The sequence below is a fragment of the Lichenihabitans sp. Uapishka_5 genome, assembly GCF_033947565.1.
GTDB lineage: Bacteria > Pseudomonadota > Alphaproteobacteria > Rhizobiales > Beijerinckiaceae > Lichenihabitans.
In genome coordinates, this window is record NZ_JARPVX010000022.1 from 1 (window position 1) to 16,126 (window position 16,126).

The 16,126-nt window shown below is 66.6% G+C and carries 18 protein-coding genes; 7 read left to right on the forward strand and 11 right to left on the reverse strand.

All coding sequences use genetic code 11. From position 1 onward, the window contains the following. Positions 1-1,404 (reverse strand): helicase HerA-like domain-containing protein (locus tag P7D22_RS10445; protein WP_319934169.1); only part of this gene is annotated, 1,404 nt, incomplete at its 3' end. A gap of 132 nt (positions 1,405-1,536) precedes the next feature. Here P7D22_RS10445 and P7D22_RS10450 point away from each other — a divergent pair. Next, positions 1,537-1,920 carry a DUF2267 domain-containing protein gene (locus tag P7D22_RS10450; RefSeq protein ID WP_319934170.1) on the forward strand — a complete coding sequence of 128 codons (384 nt, stop codon included), beginning with the start codon at positions 1,537-1,539 and terminating at the stop codon, positions 1,918-1,920. 7 nt (positions 1,921-1,927) lie between these two features. Here P7D22_RS10450 and P7D22_RS10455 read toward each other — a convergent pair whose 3' ends face one another. The 4 genes from P7D22_RS10455 to P7D22_RS10470 all read right to left on the reverse strand — a co-directional run bounded on the left by P7D22_RS10455 (position 1,928) and on the right by P7D22_RS10470 (position 6,234). After that, a complete protein-coding gene (locus P7D22_RS10455) occupies positions 1,928-3,130 on the reverse strand; it encodes an alpha/beta hydrolase (protein ID WP_319934171.1) in 1,203 nt (400 codons plus the stop codon). 108 nt (positions 3,131-3,238) lie between these two features. Continuing rightward, on the reverse strand, positions 3,239-4,264 hold the full coding sequence (locus P7D22_RS10460) for an asparaginase (RefSeq protein ID WP_319934172.1): 1,026 nt from the start codon (positions 4,262-4,264) through the stop codon (positions 3,239-3,241). A gap of 114 nt (positions 4,265-4,378) precedes the next feature. Beyond that, a complete protein-coding gene (locus tag P7D22_RS10465) occupies positions 4,379-5,242 on the reverse strand; it encodes an outer membrane protein (protein ID WP_319934173.1) in 864 nt (287 codons plus the stop codon). A 191-nt stretch (positions 5,243-5,433) separates the two neighbouring features. Further along, complete coding sequence (locus P7D22_RS10470) at positions 5,434-6,234, reverse strand: outer membrane protein (protein ID WP_319934174.1); 801 nt, start codon at positions 6,232-6,234, stop codon at positions 5,434-5,436. A 364-nt stretch (positions 6,235-6,598) separates the two neighbouring features. Here P7D22_RS10470 and P7D22_RS10475 point away from each other — a divergent pair, with 364 nt between their 5' ends. After that, positions 6,599-7,552 (forward strand): 2-hydroxyacid dehydrogenase, encoded by a 954-nt coding sequence (locus tag P7D22_RS10475; RefSeq protein ID WP_319934175.1) that lies wholly within the window; start codon positions 6,599-6,601, stop codon positions 7,550-7,552. Continuing rightward, the gene (locus tag P7D22_RS10480) at positions 7,549-8,313 is read left to right on the forward strand and encodes an AprI/Inh family metalloprotease inhibitor (RefSeq protein WP_319934176.1); all 765 of its coding nucleotides are present in this window, start codon (positions 7,549-7,551) and stop codon (positions 8,311-8,313) included. Before P7D22_RS10475 ends, P7D22_RS10480 begins: the two co-directional genes overlap by 4 nt. A 135-nt stretch (positions 8,314-8,448) precedes the next feature. Here the strand turns inward: P7D22_RS10480 and P7D22_RS10485 are convergent, their stop codons facing one another. Then, positions 8,449-9,501: a CobW family GTP-binding protein gene (locus P7D22_RS10485; RefSeq protein WP_319934177.1), complete on the reverse strand. Its 1,053-nt coding sequence runs from the start codon at positions 9,499-9,501 to the stop codon at positions 8,449-8,451. A 181-nt stretch (positions 9,502-9,682) separates the two neighbouring features. Next, complete coding sequence (locus P7D22_RS10490) at positions 9,683-10,567, reverse strand: UTP--glucose-1-phosphate uridylyltransferase (protein WP_319934178.1); 885 nt, start codon at positions 10,565-10,567, stop codon at positions 9,683-9,685. Positions 10,568-10,775: 208 nt separating this feature from the next. Here P7D22_RS10490 and galE point away from each other — a divergent pair, with 208 nt between their 5' ends. The 4 genes from galE to P7D22_RS10510 all read left to right on the forward strand — a co-directional run bounded on the left by galE (position 10,776) and on the right by P7D22_RS10510 (position 13,652). Beyond that, complete coding sequence (galE, locus tag P7D22_RS10495; RefSeq protein WP_319934179.1) at positions 10,776-11,762, forward strand: UDP-glucose 4-epimerase GalE; 987 nt, start codon at positions 10,776-10,778, stop codon at positions 11,760-11,762. A gap of 72 nt (positions 11,763-11,834) precedes the next feature. Then, a complete protein-coding gene (gene trxA / locus P7D22_RS10500; RefSeq protein WP_319934180.1) occupies positions 11,835-12,746 on the forward strand; it encodes a thioredoxin in 912 nt (303 codons plus the stop codon). 5 nt (positions 12,747-12,751) lie between these two features. After that, a complete protein-coding gene (locus P7D22_RS10505) occupies positions 12,752-13,420 on the forward strand; it encodes an LON peptidase substrate-binding domain-containing protein (RefSeq protein WP_319934181.1) in 669 nt (222 codons plus the stop codon). A gap of 13 nt (positions 13,421-13,433) precedes the next feature. Beyond that, the gene (locus P7D22_RS10510) at positions 13,434-13,652 is read left to right on the forward strand and encodes a Trm112 family protein (RefSeq protein WP_319934182.1); all 219 of its coding nucleotides are present in this window, start codon (positions 13,434-13,436) and stop codon (positions 13,650-13,652) included. Here the strand turns inward: P7D22_RS10510 and panC are convergent. The 4 genes from panC to P7D22_RS10530 form a co-directional block, all read right to left on the reverse strand. Continuing rightward, positions 13,615-14,502, reverse strand: coding sequence for a pantoate--beta-alanine ligase (panC, locus tag P7D22_RS10515; RefSeq protein ID WP_319934183.1), 888 nt, complete (start codon positions 14,500-14,502; stop codon positions 13,615-13,617). The two genes, P7D22_RS10510 and panC, sit on opposite strands and share 38 nt — an antisense overlap. 6 nt (positions 14,503-14,508) lie before the next feature. Then, positions 14,509-15,327, reverse strand: coding sequence for a 3-methyl-2-oxobutanoate hydroxymethyltransferase (panB, locus tag P7D22_RS10520; RefSeq protein WP_319934184.1), 819 nt, complete (start codon positions 15,325-15,327; stop codon positions 14,509-14,511). A gap of 30 nt (positions 15,328-15,357) precedes the next feature. Then, a complete protein-coding gene (gene fdxA, locus P7D22_RS10525; protein WP_319934185.1) occupies positions 15,358-15,696 on the reverse strand; it encodes a ferredoxin FdxA in 339 nt (112 codons plus the stop codon). A gap of 99 nt (positions 15,697-15,795) precedes the next feature. Next, entirely contained in the window at positions 15,796-16,110 is a 315-nt protein-coding gene (locus P7D22_RS10530; protein WP_319934186.1) for an RNA-binding S4 domain-containing protein, read from the reverse strand. Positions 16,111-16,126 lie beyond the last annotated feature (16 nt).

Here is a 16,126-nt window from a genome sequence, read left to right on the forward strand (position 1 = left end):
CGGCGGGGCTGCGCCGGTCGGCTGACCGGCTTGACCCCAAGGGTTATGACCGGCCGCGGGGGCCGGCGCCCACGGCGAGCCGGCAGCCTGACCGGCCTGCTGCTGGCCGCCGAGCGTCCGGGCGGCCAGCATCTCGAAAGCCGAGTCCCGGTCGATCGGCGTATCGTATTTGGCCCCGAGCAGGCTCGCCTGCTGCACCGCCTGCCGTTCCTCGGCCGTGATCGGCCCGACACGGGACGACGGCACGGCGACCAGCGTCTTTGTCACCGGAGCCGGGGTGCCGTCGACCTGGAGGGTAGACACGAGCGCTTCGCCGACACCGAGCTGCGTGATGGCCTCGGCGGCATCGAAGGCCGGGTTGCGCCGGAACGTATCGGCCGCGGCCTTGACGGCCCGCTGGTCGCGCGGCGTGAAGGCTCGCAGGGCATGCTGCACCCGGTTGCCGAGTTGCCCCAGCACCGCATCGGGCACGTCGAGCGGGTTCTGGGTGATGAAATAGATGCCGACCCCCTTCGAGCGGATCAGCCGCACCACCTGCTCGATGGCCTGCATCAGGCTCGCCGGGGCGTTGTCGAACAACAGGTGGGCCTCGTCGAAGAAGAACACGAGCTTCGGCTTGGCGAGGTCGCCGACCTCGGGCAGGTCCTCGAACAGCTCGGACAACAGCCACAACAGGAAGGTGGCGTAGAGCAGCGGTCGCCGCATCAGGGCATCGGCGGCCAGGATGTTGACGGTGCCGCGCCCGTCGCGGTCGGTGCGCATGAAGTCCGCGATGGCGAGCGCCGGCTCGCCGAGAAACTGGTCGGCGCCCTGCTGCTCCAAGACGAGGAGTTGGCGCTGGATGGCGCCGACGCTGGTGGAAGCGATATTGCCATAGCGGGTGCGTAGCTCACCCGCATGGTCGGCCACGAACCCCAGCATGGCCCGCAGGTCCTTCAGATCCAGCAAAGGCAGCTTCTGTTCGTCGGCCACCCGGAACGCCACCGCCAGCACGCCCTGCTGGGTTTCGTTGAGCGACAACATACGGCCGACGAGCAACGGCCCCATCTCGGCGATCGTGGCCCGTAGCGGGTGGCCCTGCTGGCCGAACACGTCCCAGAACACCACCGGAAAGCGATCGGCTTCGAACGGCACGCCGATCGCCTCGCAGCGCTTCTGCAAGGCCGGCTTTGGCTCACCGGCTGCGGCGAGGCCCGCCAGGTCACCCTTGACGTCCGACAAGAATACCGGAACGCCGGCATTCGAGAAGCCTTCGGCGAGCTTTTGCAGTGTCACGGTCTTGCCGGTGCCGGTTGCGCCAGCAATGAGACCATGCCGGTTGGCGAGGTCGAGGCGCAGATGCTCGTAGCGCTCCGACTTGCCGATCAGGATGGTGCCGGGTTCGTTCCAAGGCTCGGCTTGCATGGGGTTCTCCGTGCGGCATGCGCGAACCCGGTATAGGGCGTCGAGGGTTTTGCGGCCACAAAGGCGCGAGCGGCCTCTTGGCAGCGCGGTCGCTTTGTCCAACTTTCCCCGAACAGCAGAAGGAGAACCAGCATGGACGATCTCGTCGAACGCGTCAGCACGGCCGCCAACATCGAGCCGGAGGCGGCCCGCAAGGCCGTCGGCCTGATCCTGCATTTCCTGATGCAGGAAGGCCCCGAGCCGCATGTCAATGCCGTGATCGACGCCATTCCGGGTGCGCGCGCGGCCTTGTCGGGTGCCGCCGTCGAGGAAGACGGCAGCACGGTGTTGAGCGGGTTGACGGGCGGTGGCGGCGGCCTGATGGGCCTCGCCGGGCAATTGAGCGGCCTCGGCCTCGGCATGGACGAGATGCAGACGGTCGGCCGCACCGTTCTGGGTTATGCGCGCGAACGGGCCGGCGAAGATGCGGTCGGCGAGATCGCCGGCGCCATCCCGGGTCTCCACCAGCTGATGTGACCCGCCCTCAATGGATGACGGCCGCCCCCGCTTCGGGGAGCGGCGACGCCGTCACGGCCGTGGTGGTGGCCAGCACCGGCGCGGCCGGCTGCGACACCGCCGTGTGGCCATCCGCGTCGATCACCGCGACGGTGTCCTGGTCTTCCTTGCGGGTCGCCCCAAGCTGGGCGCCGATGCTCTGCACGATGTCGGGCGCGTTGGCGTAATTGGCATGACCGATGAAGTCGGTGCTGTCGCGGCTGGTGTCGTAGACCTTGACGCCGAGCTGTTCGATGGCGGCCTTGTCGTCAGGCTTGGTCGGATCGAGGGCGCCGACGCGCTGGCGGTCGTTGGCGAGCGCGCTCGACAGCGACAGGGCGCGATCGTTGTGGGCCGCGAAGACCGAGATGTGGGCTTGCTCGCCGAGCCGCGCCACCTGCTGGCGGAACACGTTGAGGTCGATGTCGGGCGAAGCCAGCATCACCTCGCCCAGGTGTCCGTCGAGGTCGGGATGGCCCGCAATGGCGTTCTGGCGCAGCGCCTCCATGGCGAGCCAGGCCCCCATGGAATGAGCCAAGATATGAACCTTGCCGACGCCCGGCACGCTGGCCAGCGTATACATCAGCTTTTCCAGCGCATCGCGCGAGGCCGCGGCCGTCTCGCGATCCGACCCATAGGCGAAGAGCGAGTTCTTCGAAGCCCAGGTGAACAACACCGGCACGCCGCCGAAGCGGCCGTCATAGGCCACCTGGGTGAGGCGGAAGCGGGCTTCGTCATAGCCGTTGTTGAACCCGTGCACGAACAACAGGATGTCCCGGTTCGAGCCGATGCGGCCCGACACGTGCGAGGCGACCTCTTCCTTGAAGCCATCGTCGTCGAGGCTCCGACGGCTTGTCGCCACGAAGTCGCGCGCGCGGTTGGCGGAACCGAAGCTCGGACGCTCGACGATGCCGGGCTCGTGGCCGGGCGGCACGCTGACGGTGGCGAGCGAGAAATGCGCCTGTCCATCGGGGCTGGCCTCGTCGGACGCGTTCAGCGGCCCCTTGCGGGTCGAGGCGACGAAGATCTGAATGGGGTGCGGCGCGCCTTGCGGCGAGCCTGTCACAAAGGCGCCGACGCCCGACATGCCGTCGGCCACCGCCGACACCCCGGTTGATACGCAGCCCGAAACGCCGAAGGCCAGGACGCCCACGGCCGCGACACGGCTCAGCCAAGCCTGTGAATTGTTCAAACCCGCTTCCCCGCCCCGCAACGCCACCCGGGCGGCATGGAGTGTGACAAAGATGGTCTTAGTGGGACCGGCGACGCCGCCGGCCGACGCCGGGCGATGGCGCGACTTTCAGGCCACGCCCGCAAGGGCGGCCCCGATCGCCTCGGTGGGCCGCAGACGGCCGACCTCGATGCCGTTCCAGTTGCGCATCACGGGATCGTGGCGGGTCGCCAGGGCGGCGCGGTCGTCGGGCGTCCAGGCTATGGCGGCCTCGAGCAGATGCAGCAGAATCGCCTCGGAGGCCCGGGTGGCACCATCGTCGCATTTGAGCGCCAGGCCCCAGCCCCGTTCCGGCAAGGCCGCGCAGAACACGCCCTCGGCGCCCGTCTTGGTGAAGACCCGTTCGCCGAAATGCGCCATGAGGTCGGTATCGAGCCGCCCGGTGCCGGCCACCAGAAGCGGATAGGCCGCCACGGCGGATCGCAGTCGCGCCGCGGCGGCGGCCCGCTCGCGGGGCCAGGCCTCGCCGGAGCCGAAGCGCGCAAAGGCGCGCGCCAGGTGGCGGAGCGGCACCGCATAGGTCGGGATCGAACAGCCATCCGTGCCGGAGGTCGCCTCGTCGAGATCATGGCCGTAGGCGGCGACAAGCGCATCCTTCACGGTGCGCTGCACCCGGTGCTCCCGGCCCACATAGCCCCGGGGCTCGGCCTTGAGCCCGCAGGCGAGACACAGGAAGCCGGCATGCTTGCCGGAGCAATTGTTATGCAGCGCCGATGGCGCGCGGTCATCACGGATCAAGGCCGCCGCGGCCGTGCGGGCCGTTGGCCAATGGGCACCACATTCGAGCGCCGCTTCGTCGAGCCCGAGCTTCCGCAGGGTGCCGAGGGCCGTCTCGGTATGGATGGCCTCGCCTGAATGCGACGCGCAGGCGAGCGCCAGTTCCGCAGGCGCGAGTCCGTAGCGGTCGGCCCAGCCGTTTTCCACCAGTGGCAGCGCCTGTAGCGCCTTGACGGCCGAGCGCGGGAATACCGGCGCGTCGATGTCGCCCGCCGAGGCCACCACACGGCCGGCGCCATCGACAAGCGCGAAGGTGCCGCGGTGCCGGCTTTCGACGGTGGTGCCACGAGTGACTTCGATCAACACGGGATTGGTCATGGTGGCGCCTTCGAGGGAGAGTTTGCGCCGTGCATAACAAAAATCCGGCAGGCTCGCGCCTGCCGGATGAGTTACGCCCCGAACACCTGGACCAGCCAGGCGCCTCGCGGTGGATCAGTTCGAGCCGAACTTGTAGTTCAGGCCCGCGCGGACAATGTTGCCTTCGGTGTTCAGGCGCGACACGTAGATGCCGCGGCCGCCACCACCGGCCACCGCCGTCAGGTTGATGTCGCGGTTGCCGAGATCATAACGCAGGTATTCGACCTTGAGGGTCACGGCGCTTGACTTGAAGAAGTTCAGGAACGACGAGGTCGGCAAGGCATATTCAACGCCGCCGCCATAAGCGTAGCCGGTCTCGATGCGGTCGCGATTGCCGAAGTAACGGGCGGAGCCATTAGCATTGGAATAGGTCACGGCATCATGGACGCCGCCATAGGCAAAACCGCCCGTGCCGTAGATCATGAATTGGTTGAAGGCTAAGCCAACGCGGCCGCGCACCGTGCCCAGGAAGTCGAGGTTCGAACGATAGGTGTTGGGAATGAGCGCGCCGGCCGTGTTGACGCCGTCGACCGTGCGGGTGTGGGTGAGATCCGTATAGGCCGCATCGGCCTCGACACCGATCACGAGCGCCGCGCCACCGAGGCCGAAGCCACCGAAGCCGCCCATGCCACCGATCTGGTAGTTATAGCCGATCTGGCCGCCGCCCGTGAAACCGTCGCTGTTGCTGCTCACGAGCGCCGGGCGGGTGGTGCCGACGCCGGAGTTGGCGGCCGCGATGTTGCCGTTCAGGCCGCGGAAGCGATCCTTATTGTCGAAGGCATAGCCGGCGTTGATGCCGAAGTAAGCGCCCGACCAGGTGAACACCGGAACCGGCGGGGGCGCATAAACGGGCGGGGCTGCACGGCTGGGAAGATCGGCCGCCAAGGCGACGCCCGACATCGTTACAAGCATCGCGGCTGCGGTCAAAATCTTCTTCACGGATGCACCTAGGTGGGTTGGAAACACTCCAAGCACCGTAAAGCCGAGCCGCGATTTGAGCTATGACTTTGCCGCAACAGTCGATTTGGAACGCGTGTCACACCCACGACGCAAAAGGGCGCAGAAGCGATGCCGCTCCTGCGCCCTCATGAGAAAAAGCCGGGGCACAAGGCCCCGGCCGGTGTTGGTTCTCAGAACGAGCCGAACTTGTAGTTCAGGCCGGCGCGGACGATGTCGCCCTCGTTCTTGAAGCGGACGTTGTAGCCGCCGGTCGTGGCGTTGGCACCCGTGGCCGGAACCGACACATTGGTCTTGCCGAGGTCGTAGTGAAGGTATTCGGCCTTCAGGGTCACGGCGCTCGACTTGAAGAAGTTGAGGAACGACGAGGTCGGAAGGGCGTATTCCACACCACCGCCGTAGGCATAACCCGTTGCCATATCGTCGTTGTGACCCGAATAGGTCAAAGCGCCGTTGGTGCTGTAGAAGTTAGCGCGGTTGTTGACGCCGCCGTAAGCAAAGCCGCCGGTGCCGTAGATCAGGAACTGATTGAAGGCGTAGCCGACGCGACCGCGGACTGTGCCGAGGTAGTCGAGGCCGCTGCGGTAGTTGCTGTTGAACCCGTTCAGCGACACCGAGGTGCCACGGCTCAGATCCGTGTAGGCTGCGTCAGCTTCGACGCCGACCACGATGCCGCTGCCCGGGCCGCCGAAGCCGCCACCGAAGCCCGGCAGCTGCAGGTTGTAGCCGATCTGACCACCACCGGTGAACCCATCAGCCGTGGTCTTGAAGGCGCCGGGGCGAACGCCCGTGGCAACGCCGGTCGCGGTGCCGGAAACGCCGACGGTGTTGATGCGGGTATCAGCATCAAAAGCGTAGCCGGCGTTGATGCCGAAGTAAGCGCCGGTCCAGGTGAACACCGGCAGCGGCGGGGGAGCGTAAACCGGAGGAGCCATACGGCTCGGCAGGTCAGCCGCGAAGGCAGTGCCGCTCATCGTTGCAAGCAAAAGGCCTGCCGTCACAATCTTTTTCAACGCATGTCACCCTGATTTGGCGTCCGACTTCGACAAACCTACAGGGAGTTGCCGGCCCTGGCTATGACATCACCGCCACAGATGGCCAGCTGAAAAGGGCGAGATCGCCAGCATGCACCAGACTTCTGCAACATTTTCGCCGCAATTGACGCGATTGCACTTCACAAACACGTGAATATCGCCGGCAACTCAGGGCCGCTTAGGAACTTTTTAGGGTATCTGACTTCCTTAAGAGTTTCCTAACGCCGTTTTGTCCGGCCCTTATACGTAGCGTCCGGGTCGTAGATCCACGTAGTCTTCATTCCGCCGATGGAGTTGGCCGCCCTTGTTTCACGTCCTCATCCCCGCCCCGGTGCTGCCGGTCGTGCGCGAAGGTCTCGCGAAAGCCTGCCGGGTGTCCACGCTGGACGAGATCGAGGCGTCGGACGCGCGCTCGGACGTGCGGGGCATCGCGGGCGGGGGTCACCTCGTGGTGGACGGCGCCTTCATGGCCCGTTTCCCGAAGCTCGAGATCGTGGCCAACTTCGGCGTCGGCTATAACAACGTCGATACCGAATGGGCGCGCCAGCACGGCATCATCGTCACCAACACGCCCGACGTGCTGAACGAGGAAGTCGCCGATACGGCGCTCGGGCTGATCATCGCCACGGCGCGCCAGCTGCCCGCCGCCGAACGCCACCTGCGTGCCGGCCGCTGGAACGAGGGCGCCTTTCCGCTCACGGCCACGCTGCGCGGCCGCACGGTCGGCATCCTCGGGCTCGGCCGGATCGGCAAGGCCATCGCGACGCGGGCCGAAGCCTTTGGCATGGCCGTGGTGTATCATGGCCGCCGGCCGCAGCCCGGCGTGCCCTACGGCTACTTCCCCACCGTCAAGGCGCTCGCAGCGGCGTCCGACATCCTGGTGGTGATCGCGCCCGGCGGTCCGGAAACGCGACACCTCGTCGATGCGGACGTGCTGCAGGCCCTCGGCCCGCAAGGCATTCTGATCAACGTCGCGCGCGGCACGCTGGTTGACGAAGCGGCCTTGATCGATGCGCTCGCAAAGGGCCACATCCTGTCGGCCGGGCTCGACGTGTTCGAACACGAGCCCGCCGTGCCGCAGGCGCTGCTGGACATGGACCATGTGGTGCTGCTGCCCCACGTCGGCTCGGCCTCGACCCACACCCGCAACGCCATGGGCCAGCTGGTGGTCGACAACATCCTGTCATGGGCGGCCGGGCGTGGTCCGTTGACGCCAGTGGCCGAAACGCCCTGGACCCAAGGTGGAGCCAACGCATGACGGGCGCCCGTCTGACGGCCTCGGCCCTGGTGACAGGCCTTGCGGCGCTCATGGGCGCGTCGCCCGCCAAAGCGGCGCCCGATCCCGTCGGGGTCTGGACCTTGTCGATGCCCGGAACGCCGCGCCAGTGTCGCCTGCAGTTCCGCGCCGATGCGACCGCAACCGGCCAAGCGGTGGCGGTGCCGCCCGGTTGCCGCCACGCTTTCCCGTTGCTGGCGCATGTCCGCAGCTGGTCGGTGCCGGACGGTGTGCATCTGGCCTTGAGCGACGAGAACGGTGCCAATGTGCTGATGTTCGACGAGGCGGCGGACGGAACCCTGCAGGCTCCGGGGCCGGAAGGCGACTCCACCTACCAGCTGGCCGCGCTGGGGCCGCACCGCAAAGCGGCCGTGGCCGCCCCTGCCCCATCCGACGTGCAGGCCGCGCCGGTTTCGGCGATCGCAGCGCCCCGACCCGTCGCGGTCACGGCTGCCGCGGTTGCCGGCCATTACGCGGTGATGCGGGGCAGCCGCGACACCGGCTGCATGGTCACCCTGGACGATCCCGCTCGCGGACCTTCGGGCGTTACCAAGGCGCGGCTGGCACCGGCCTGCCGGGACCAGGGCATCATCATCTTCGATCCCGTGGGCTGGTCCCTGAAGGCCGATCACCTGATGCTGATGGCCCGCAAGGGACATACGGCCAGCTTCTCGGAAGGCGAAGGCGGCGCCTGGGTGAAGGATGCCACGGCCGGGCAGCCGCTCGGGCTGAAGCGCCTTTAGAGTTTGTCTGGTTCTGACTGAACCAGACAAACTCTAGCATTCCTTCTCGGTCGGCTGCCCAATCGGGCCAAATGGTTTCCATTTGGCCCTGACAGCCTTTAGGCGACGCCCCCCTGAAGGGGGCGCCTCAGGGTCTCAGGCCACGCAGGCCTGGAACTCGGCACGGATGCGCTCTTCCGGCAGGTTGCGGCCGATGAAGACGAGCCGGCTGTGGCGTGCTTCGCCATCGGTCCAGGGCTTCTGCACGTCGCCGTCGAGCATCATGTGGACGCCCTGGAAGACGAAGCGCTTCGGCTCGCCCTTGAAGGCCAGAATGCCCTTCGAGCGCAGGATGTTGCCACCCTCGGTCTGAACCAGGTTGTTGATCCAGGGCATGAACTTCTCGGCCACCACCTCGCCGGGATAGTCGATCGCCACCGACTGCATGTCTTCGTCGTGGTAGTGCTTCGCGCCGCCATGGCCATGGGCTTGCTGGTGTGCATGCCCGTGATCGTGCCCGTGGTGATGATCATGGTGGTCGTGGTGGTCGTGGTCGTGGTGGTCTTCCGTTTCCAGGAAGGCCGGTTCGATCTCGAGAATGCGGTCGAGGTCGAAAGCGCCGCGGTCGAGCACGTCCTCGAGCTTCACGGCGCAACGCTCGGTGCGGTGCAGCTTGGCATAAGGGTTGATGGCGCGGATGCGGGCCTCGACCTCGCGCAGTTCCTCAGGGGATACGAGGTCGGTCTTGTTCAGCACGATCACATCCGCAAAGGCGATCTGGCTCTTGGCTTCGGGCGCATCCTTCAACCGGTCGCTCAACCAGCGCGCATCCGCCACCGTCACCACGGCGTCGAGCCGCGCGTGTTCCTGCACCTCCTGGTCGACGAAGAAGGTTTGCGCCACCGGGGCCGGGTCGGCGAGGCCGGTGGTTTCGACGATGATGGCGTCGAACTTGCCCTTGCGCTTCATCAGGCCTTCGAGGATGCGGATGAGATCGCCCCGCACCGTGCAGCAGATGCAGCCGTTGTTCATCTCGAACACTTCCTCGTCGGCGCCGACCACGAGGTCATTGTCGATGCCGACGGCCCCGAACTCGTTGACGATGACGGCATATTTCTTGCCGTGCTGTTCCGTGAGGATGCGGTTCAGCAGCGTCGTCTTGCCGGCGCCGAGATAGCCGGTGAGCACCGTGACGGGAATCTTGGACATGGGTTGCGTCTCCACGAAGGCCGCCCGGGGCGGCGTGGTCGCCCGCTTATAGGGGGTGCGGCCGCCGGATCAAAGGCGCACCCCCTCATCGCACATGCCGCGACCCGCTCCAGAAGCGGTGGCGACCCCCGGCTCGCTTGGCAGCGTGCTCTCCCTGGGGCGGCGGGCGTGGCTCGTCCCGCTACAAGCTGCCGAGCTGCTTCTTCAATTCCGCCCTGAAGCCGTCGGCCAGTTCCGGTCGCGCCAGCGCGAAGGCCACATTGGCGGCCAGGAAACCGAGCTTCGAGCCGGTGTCGTAGGTCCGGCCGTCGAACCGCACGCCGTGGAAAGCCTGTTGCTTGGCCAGCTTGATCATCGCGTCGGTAAGCTGGATCTCGCCGCCCGCCCCCTTCTCGCCGTGCTCCAGGATCGGGAAGATCGAGGCGTCGAGGATGTAGCGGCCCGAGATGATCGAGGTGGACGGCGCTGTGCCCTTGGCGGGCTTCTCGACCATGCCGGTGATCTCGAAGGTGTGGCCCTCGTCAGCCCCGATCGACACGATGCCGTATTGGTGGGTTTCCTCCATCGGCACCTCCTCGACCGCGATGACGTTGCCGCCATGGGCCTCATAGGTCTCGATGCACTGGGCGAGGCAGCGGCTTCCGCGCCCCCCGGCCTGGGTCACCATGTCGGGCAGCAACACTGCAAAGGGCTCGTCGCCGACGAGCTCGCGGGCGCACCAGACCGCATGGCCGAGACCGAGCGGCGCCTGCTGGCGGGTGAAGCTCGTGGCGCCGGCCTTCGGCAGGTCGGCCATCAGGGCCTCGTATTCCTTCAGCTTGCCGCGGCCCTGCAACGTCGCCTCGAGCTCGTAGGCCATGTCGAAATGATCTTCGATCACGGCCTTGTTGCGCCCGGTCACGAAGATGAAGTGCTCGATGCCGGCCTCCCGCGCCTCGTCCACCACGTGCTGCAGCACGGGGCGGTCGACCACCGTCATCATCTCCTTGGGAACGGATTTGGTGGCCGGCAGGAACCGGGTCCCCAATCCGGCCACGGGAAAGATGGCCTTGCGGATGCGCTTCATAAGTCTTCCTTCAAAAAGGCGTCACCTTCTGGACATCCCGCACCTTGAGCGGAGCAGTCCGGCAGGGACGTGGGTACACCATCGCCCACTGACCACAAAACCTTGAAATCAGTGTATCCTGTGCAACAACACTTTGCGCGATCCGGCCTCGTGGCCGCGGCGTCGACGGCAAGGCCGCGCCACAACGGCGAGTAGGAACGGGATCTCCATGGCAGTTCTGGTGACCGGCGGTGCAGGCTACATCGGCAGCCACATGGTCCTCGCCCTGCAGGACGCCGGGGACCAAGCCGTGGTGCTGGACAATCTCAGCACCGGGTTCCGCAGCGCCGTCGGGGCTGCCGCCACGTTCATCGAGGGCGACTTCGGCGATCAGGCGTTGGTGGAGCGGATCATCGCCACGCACGGCATCACGGCGATCGCCCATTTCGCCGCCAAGATCGTGGTGCCGGAGTCGGTCGCCGATCCCCTCGGCTATTACCTCAACAACACCGCCAAGGCCCGCAACCTCATCGCAGCGGCCGTCGCGACGGGCGTCCGGCACTTCATCTTCTCCTCGACGGCCGCCGTGTACGGCGACGCGAGCGGCGGGGCCGTCGGAGAGGACGCGCCGCTCGCGCCGATGTCGCCCTATGGCCGCTCCAAGCTGATGGTGGAATGGATGCTGGCCGACACGGCGGCGGCGCATGACTTGCGTTATGTTGTGCTGCGCTACTTCAACGTCGCCGGAGCGGACCCGGCCGGTCGCGCCGGGCAATCGACGCGCGACGCCACCCACCTGATCAAGGTCGCGGTGCAGGCGGCGCTCGGCCGCCGCCCCGGCATGAGCATCTTCGGCATGGATTACGATACGCCGGACGGCACCTGCCTGCGCGACTACATCCAGGTCTCGGATCTGGCGCAGGCGCACCGCGATGCGCTCGCCTATCTCCGGGCCGGGCATGACAGCCACACCTTCAATTGCGGTTATGGCCAGGGCTATTCGGTTCGTCAGGTGGTGGATGTCGTCAAGGCCGCGTCGGGCGTGGATTTTCCGGTCACGATGGTGCCACGCCGCGCCGGCGACCCCCCCGCCATCGTGGCCGACAACAGCCGCATCAAGGCCGTGCTCGGGTGGCGACCGCGATACGACGACCTGTCGGCCATCGTCACCCAGGCACTCGACTGGGAGCGCCGCCTGCACAACCAGCGACCCTGACGGCTTGGCCTCGGTTGCGCTTTAGTCTCTCCTGCCCCATCTGTGCGGGACATTGGAATAAGGATCGGGAACATGTCGCTGGATAGCGGGTCTGCCATTGGTTTCGGTGCGGCGGGCTCGACGGCCGCGAAGGATGTGACGACCGCGAGCTTTCGCCAGGACGTCGTGACCGAGTCCATGACGCAGCCGGTTCTGGTGGACTTCTGGGCGCCCTGGTGTGGCCCCTGCAAGCAGCTCGGCCCGGTGATCGAAAAGGTGGTGGCGGCCACCGAGGGCAAGGTCAAGCTCGTCAAGATGAACATCGACGAGCACCCGCAGATCGCCGGCCAGCTCGGCATCCAGTCGATCCCGGCCGTCATCGCGTTCCAAAAGGGTCAGCCGGTCGACGGCTTCGTGGGCGCCCTGCCGGAAACGCAGATCAAAGGATTTATCGAACGGCTCGTCGGTCCGCTCGGCGATCCGCTTCAGGCGCTGATGGACGAGGCCGAGGCCGCCGAGTCCGAGGGCGACGCCGAGACCGCCATGGCGATCTATGCCGAGGTGCTGGCCAGCGACGAAACCCATGCGGGCGCACTCGCGGCCCTTGCCAAGCTGCAACTGGCGGCTGGCGAGATCGAACAGGCCAAGGCCGTGCTCAGCATGGCGACCGGTGCCGCGGCAACCGATCCGGCCATCGTGGCGATGCGGGCCGCCGTGGATCTCGCCGAGCAGAGCGCCTCCCTGGGCGACCTGCCGGATCTGCAGCGCAAGGTCGACGCGGCTCCGGACGATCATCAGGCGCGTTTCGATCTCGCCGTGGCGCTGAACGGCAAGGATAAGCGCGTCGAAGCCGTGGATGCGCTGATCGCCATCCTGCAACGCGAGCAGGGCTGGAACGACGACGCGGCCCGCAAGCAGCTGCTGCAGTTCTTTGAGGCCTGGGGGCCGATGGACAAGGCTTCGGTGGCCGGCCGCCGCAAGCTGTCGGGGCTCCTCTTCAGGTAAGCGCCATGAGCATCAACATGTCCTACGATGGTCCCGAGGACCTGCCCACCACGATCCCCGTGTTCCCCCTCGACGGCGCGCTGCTGCTGCCACGGGGCGAGATGCCGTTGAACGTCTTCGAGCCGCGCTACGTTCAGATGATCGACGACGCCCTTCGCGGCGACCGCCTGATCGGCATGGTACAGCCGGAAGGTGCCGCGGGGGGCGATGCGTCACGCCCGGGCCTTTATGGGTGCGGCTGCGTGGGTCGTTTGACGGCATTCGGCGAATCAGGCGACGGCCGCTATCTCGTCACCCTGACCGGCGTGGCGCGCTATCGCATCGCCGAGGAACTCGAGGTCGATACGCCGTATCGGCAGTGCCGCGTGGATTTCGAGCCTTTCCGCAGCGATTTCGAGCCCGGCGAGGGCGAAGACGATGTTGACCGGGACAGCGTGGTTCGCACGCTCCGCAATTTCGCGAAGGCGCATGAATTGACGGTGGATTGGCGCGGCATCGACGGCGCGTCCAACGAGGCGCTCGTCAATGCCCTGTCGATGATGAGTCCGTTCGGGGCCCGCGAAAAGCAGGCGCTGCTCGAGGCGGCCGACCTGAAATCCCGCGCCGAGGTGCTGATCGCCATCGCCGAGATCGAGCTCGCCCGACGCGAAGGCGACAGCGCGGGCCTGCAATGAGGATTTTCGAGCGATGAGTGATCCGGTTCCAGTTGCTGGGAGCCCCCCGACGGCGGCGCTCAAGGTCGATCCTCGACTGTTGGAGATCCTAGTCTGCCCGGTCACAAAGACGACGCTGCGCTATGACGCAGCCCAGCAGGAGCTGATCTCGGAGCAGGCGCGCCTTGCCTATCCGATCCGCGATGGAATCCCGATCATGCTGCCGGAAGAAGCGCGTCAGCTGTCCGATTGAGGGCTGCAACAGCGATGTTGTCGATCAGCCGGGTGGATCCTAACCAGGCCGCCACCAGCAGGCGGGCCGGCTCAACAGGGGCCGATCTCACGGGTGCCAGGGTCTCGGCCCCGCGTAGCTCGACGTAGTCCACAGGTCCGAATCCCCCCGCCAGCAAGGCGGCGCGGCAGTCTTCCAAGACGGTCGCGATCGGCACCCCCGAGGCGATCCGCTCGGCCGCAACCAACATGGCCGCATAGATCTGCGGCGCCAGCCGCCGCTCGGTCGGACTGAGCCGGACATTGCGCGACGACATGGCGAGGCCGTCGGCCTCCCGCACCGTGGGACATCCCAGGATGGCGACGTCGAGGTCGAGGTCGCGCACGAGGCGACGCACCACCTGGAGCTGCTGGAAATCCTTCTCGCCGAAAAACGCCAGATCGGCATCCGTCTGCAACAGCAGCTTCGTAACCACGGTAGCGACACCATCGAAATGACCCGGCCGCGCCGCCCCGTCGAGCCCTTGGCTCGGCCCGGCCACGGACACGGTTGTGACAAACCCCGGCGGGTAGATGGAGTCGGCATCCGGGACGTAGAGAACATCCGCGCCGGTATCGGCGAGCTTGACCGCATCCTCCCGCTCGGTGCGGGGATATTGGGCAAGATCGCTGGCGCTGTTGAACTGTTTCGGATTGACGAACAAGGTGACGATCACGCGGGTCGCCCGCCGCTGCGCCGTATGCACGAGGCTGAGGTGCCCTTCATGCAGGGCCCCCATGGTGGGCACGACGCCGATCGTTGCGCCCTCGCGACGCCATTGCGCCGTGAGGCCGCGTAGGTCCGCCAAACTTCGGACGATGCGGACGCTCATGCGCGCCTAGGCCTTGGTGCGTGGCGCATCGCCGAAGACATGCTCTTCACCGGGAAAACGCCGCGCCCGCACGTCATCCCGATAGGCCGCTATAGCGGCATCGGCCATTCGACCTAGTTCGGCATAGCGCTTGGCGAAGCGTGGTTTGAAATCGGTGAACAGGCCAAGCACGTCGTCGACCACCAGGATCTGCCCGTCGCAGGCCGGCGAGGCGCCGATGCCGATGGTGGGAATCTTCAAATCGGCCGTGATGTCGCGCGCCAGAGGGTCCGTCACCTTCTCCAGCACCACCGCGAACGCCCCTGCCTCGGCAACCGCGACCGCATCCTGGCGCACCAGGGTCGCCTGGTCGCCGCGGCCCTGCACCTTGTAGCCGCCGAACTGGTTCACGGCCTGAGGCGTCAAGCCGATATGGGCCATCACGGGCACGCCACGCAGGTTCAGGAAGCGGATCGTATCCGCCATCGCAACGCCGCCTTCGAGCTTCACGGCCCCGGCCTCCGTCTCGCCAAGAAGCCGGGCCGCGCTGCGGAACGCCTGGGCCGGGCTTTCCTCATAGGAGCCGAAGGGCAGATCCACCACCATCAGGGCGCGCGACAAACCGCGTCGGACAGCCTGACCATGCAGCACCATCATGTCGAGCGACACCGGCACGGTAGACGGCAGACCATGCAACACCATGCCGACACTGTCGCCGACCAGCACGACGTCGCAATAGGGGTCGACCAGCTTGGCCACCGGCGTCGTATAGGCGGTGAGGCACACGAGTGGCTCACCGCCCTTCCGGGCGCGGATGTCAGGTGGCGTGAGAACAGCAGCGTTCATGCTGATCCGGGGCGGGCGAGCCGCCCGCCTTCAATCGCCGGAGCCGGGATTCGGCGAGAAGTAAGCCTCGAGCTTGCCCGGCTTGCCATCAAACTCCTTGCTGTCCGCCGGCGCTTCCTTCTTGACCGAAATATTCGGCCAGCTCTTGGCATATTTGGCGTTCAACTCGAGCCAGGGCTCGAGGCCCGACTCGGTATCGGGCTTGATGGCTTCGGCGGGGCATTCGGGTTCGCACACACCGCAGTCGATACATTCGTCAGGATGGATGACGAGCATGTTCTCGCCTTCGTAGAAGCAGTCGACCGGACAAACTTCGACGCAGTCCATGTACTTGCACTTGATGCAGTTCTCGACGACGACGTAAGGCATTGTACTTCCCTCGGCGTGACCCCACGCCTGACGCGAGCGTGCTGCCTAGCTAAAATGCTCCCGGCTCGCAAGCGCAGGGGCGACACGGCTTTAGAAAACCTACAAACTGTCCTCGGTCACCCCAGGAGACCCGACATCCTCGTAGAGCAGCCTGGCCTCCTCGAAAGGCCCCCGACGCGCTCCGAGGCCCATCACCTTCAGCACCCGCACCTGACGATCAAGCGCGATCGTCAACACGTCGCCGCCCCGAACCCCCTTGGCCGGGTTCTCGACCCGCACCGTATTGACCCGCACGTGACCGTCTTCCACCAGCTTGGCGGCGCCGGTGCGCGACTTCATGACCCGGGCGAACCAGAGCCACTTGTCGAGCCGCTGACGCGGGTCGGGCAGCACGGGTTCGGCGGGGCTCGCCATGCGTCCTAGCCCCGCC

Bases quoted from the DNA above. Each gene is read 5' to 3' on its own strand.
- P7D22_RS10450 (WP_319934170.1), top strand. From the start codon at position 1,537: ATGGACGATCTCGTCGAACGCGTCAGCACGGCCGCCAACATCGAGCCG.
- P7D22_RS10460 (WP_319934172.1), bottom strand. From the start codon at position 4,264: ATGACCAATCCCGTGTTGATCGAAGTCACTCGTGGCACCACCGTCGAA.
- P7D22_RS10470 (WP_319934174.1), bottom strand. From the start codon at position 6,234: ATGAGCGGCACTGCCTTCGCGGCTGACCTGCCGAGCCGTATGGCTCCT.
- P7D22_RS10480 (WP_319934176.1), top strand. From the start codon at position 7,549: ATGACGGGCGCCCGTCTGACGGCCTCGGCCCTGGTGACAGGCCTTGCG.
- P7D22_RS10485 (WP_319934177.1), bottom strand. From the start codon at position 9,501: ATGTCCAAGATTCCCGTCACGGTGCTCACCGGCTATCTCGGCGCCGGC.
- P7D22_RS10490 (WP_319934178.1), bottom strand. From the start codon at position 10,567: ATGAAGCGCATCCGCAAGGCCATCTTTCCCGTGGCCGGATTGGGGACC.
- galE (WP_319934179.1), top strand. From the start codon at position 10,776: ATGGCAGTTCTGGTGACCGGCGGTGCAGGCTACATCGGCAGCCACATG.
- trxA (WP_319934180.1), top strand. From the start codon at position 11,835: ATGTCGCTGGATAGCGGGTCTGCCATTGGTTTCGGTGCGGCGGGCTCG.
- P7D22_RS10505 (WP_319934181.1), top strand. From the start codon at position 12,752: ATGAGCATCAACATGTCCTACGATGGTCCCGAGGACCTGCCCACCACG.
- P7D22_RS10510 (WP_319934182.1), top strand. From the start codon at position 13,434: ATGAGTGATCCGGTTCCAGTTGCTGGGAGCCCCCCGACGGCGGCGCTC.
- panC (WP_319934183.1), bottom strand. From the start codon at position 14,502: ATGAGCGTCCGCATCGTCCGAAGTTTGGCGGACCTACGCGGCCTCACG.
- panB (WP_319934184.1), bottom strand. From the start codon at position 15,327: ATGAACGCTGCTGTTCTCACGCCACCTGACATCCGCGCCCGGAAGGGC.
- fdxA (WP_319934185.1), bottom strand. From the start codon at position 15,696: ATGCCTTACGTCGTCGTCGAGAACTGCATCAAGTGCAAGTACATGGAC.
- P7D22_RS10530 (WP_319934186.1), bottom strand. From the start codon at position 16,110: ATGGCGAGCCCCGCCGAACCCGTGCTGCCCGACCCGCGTCAGCGGCTC.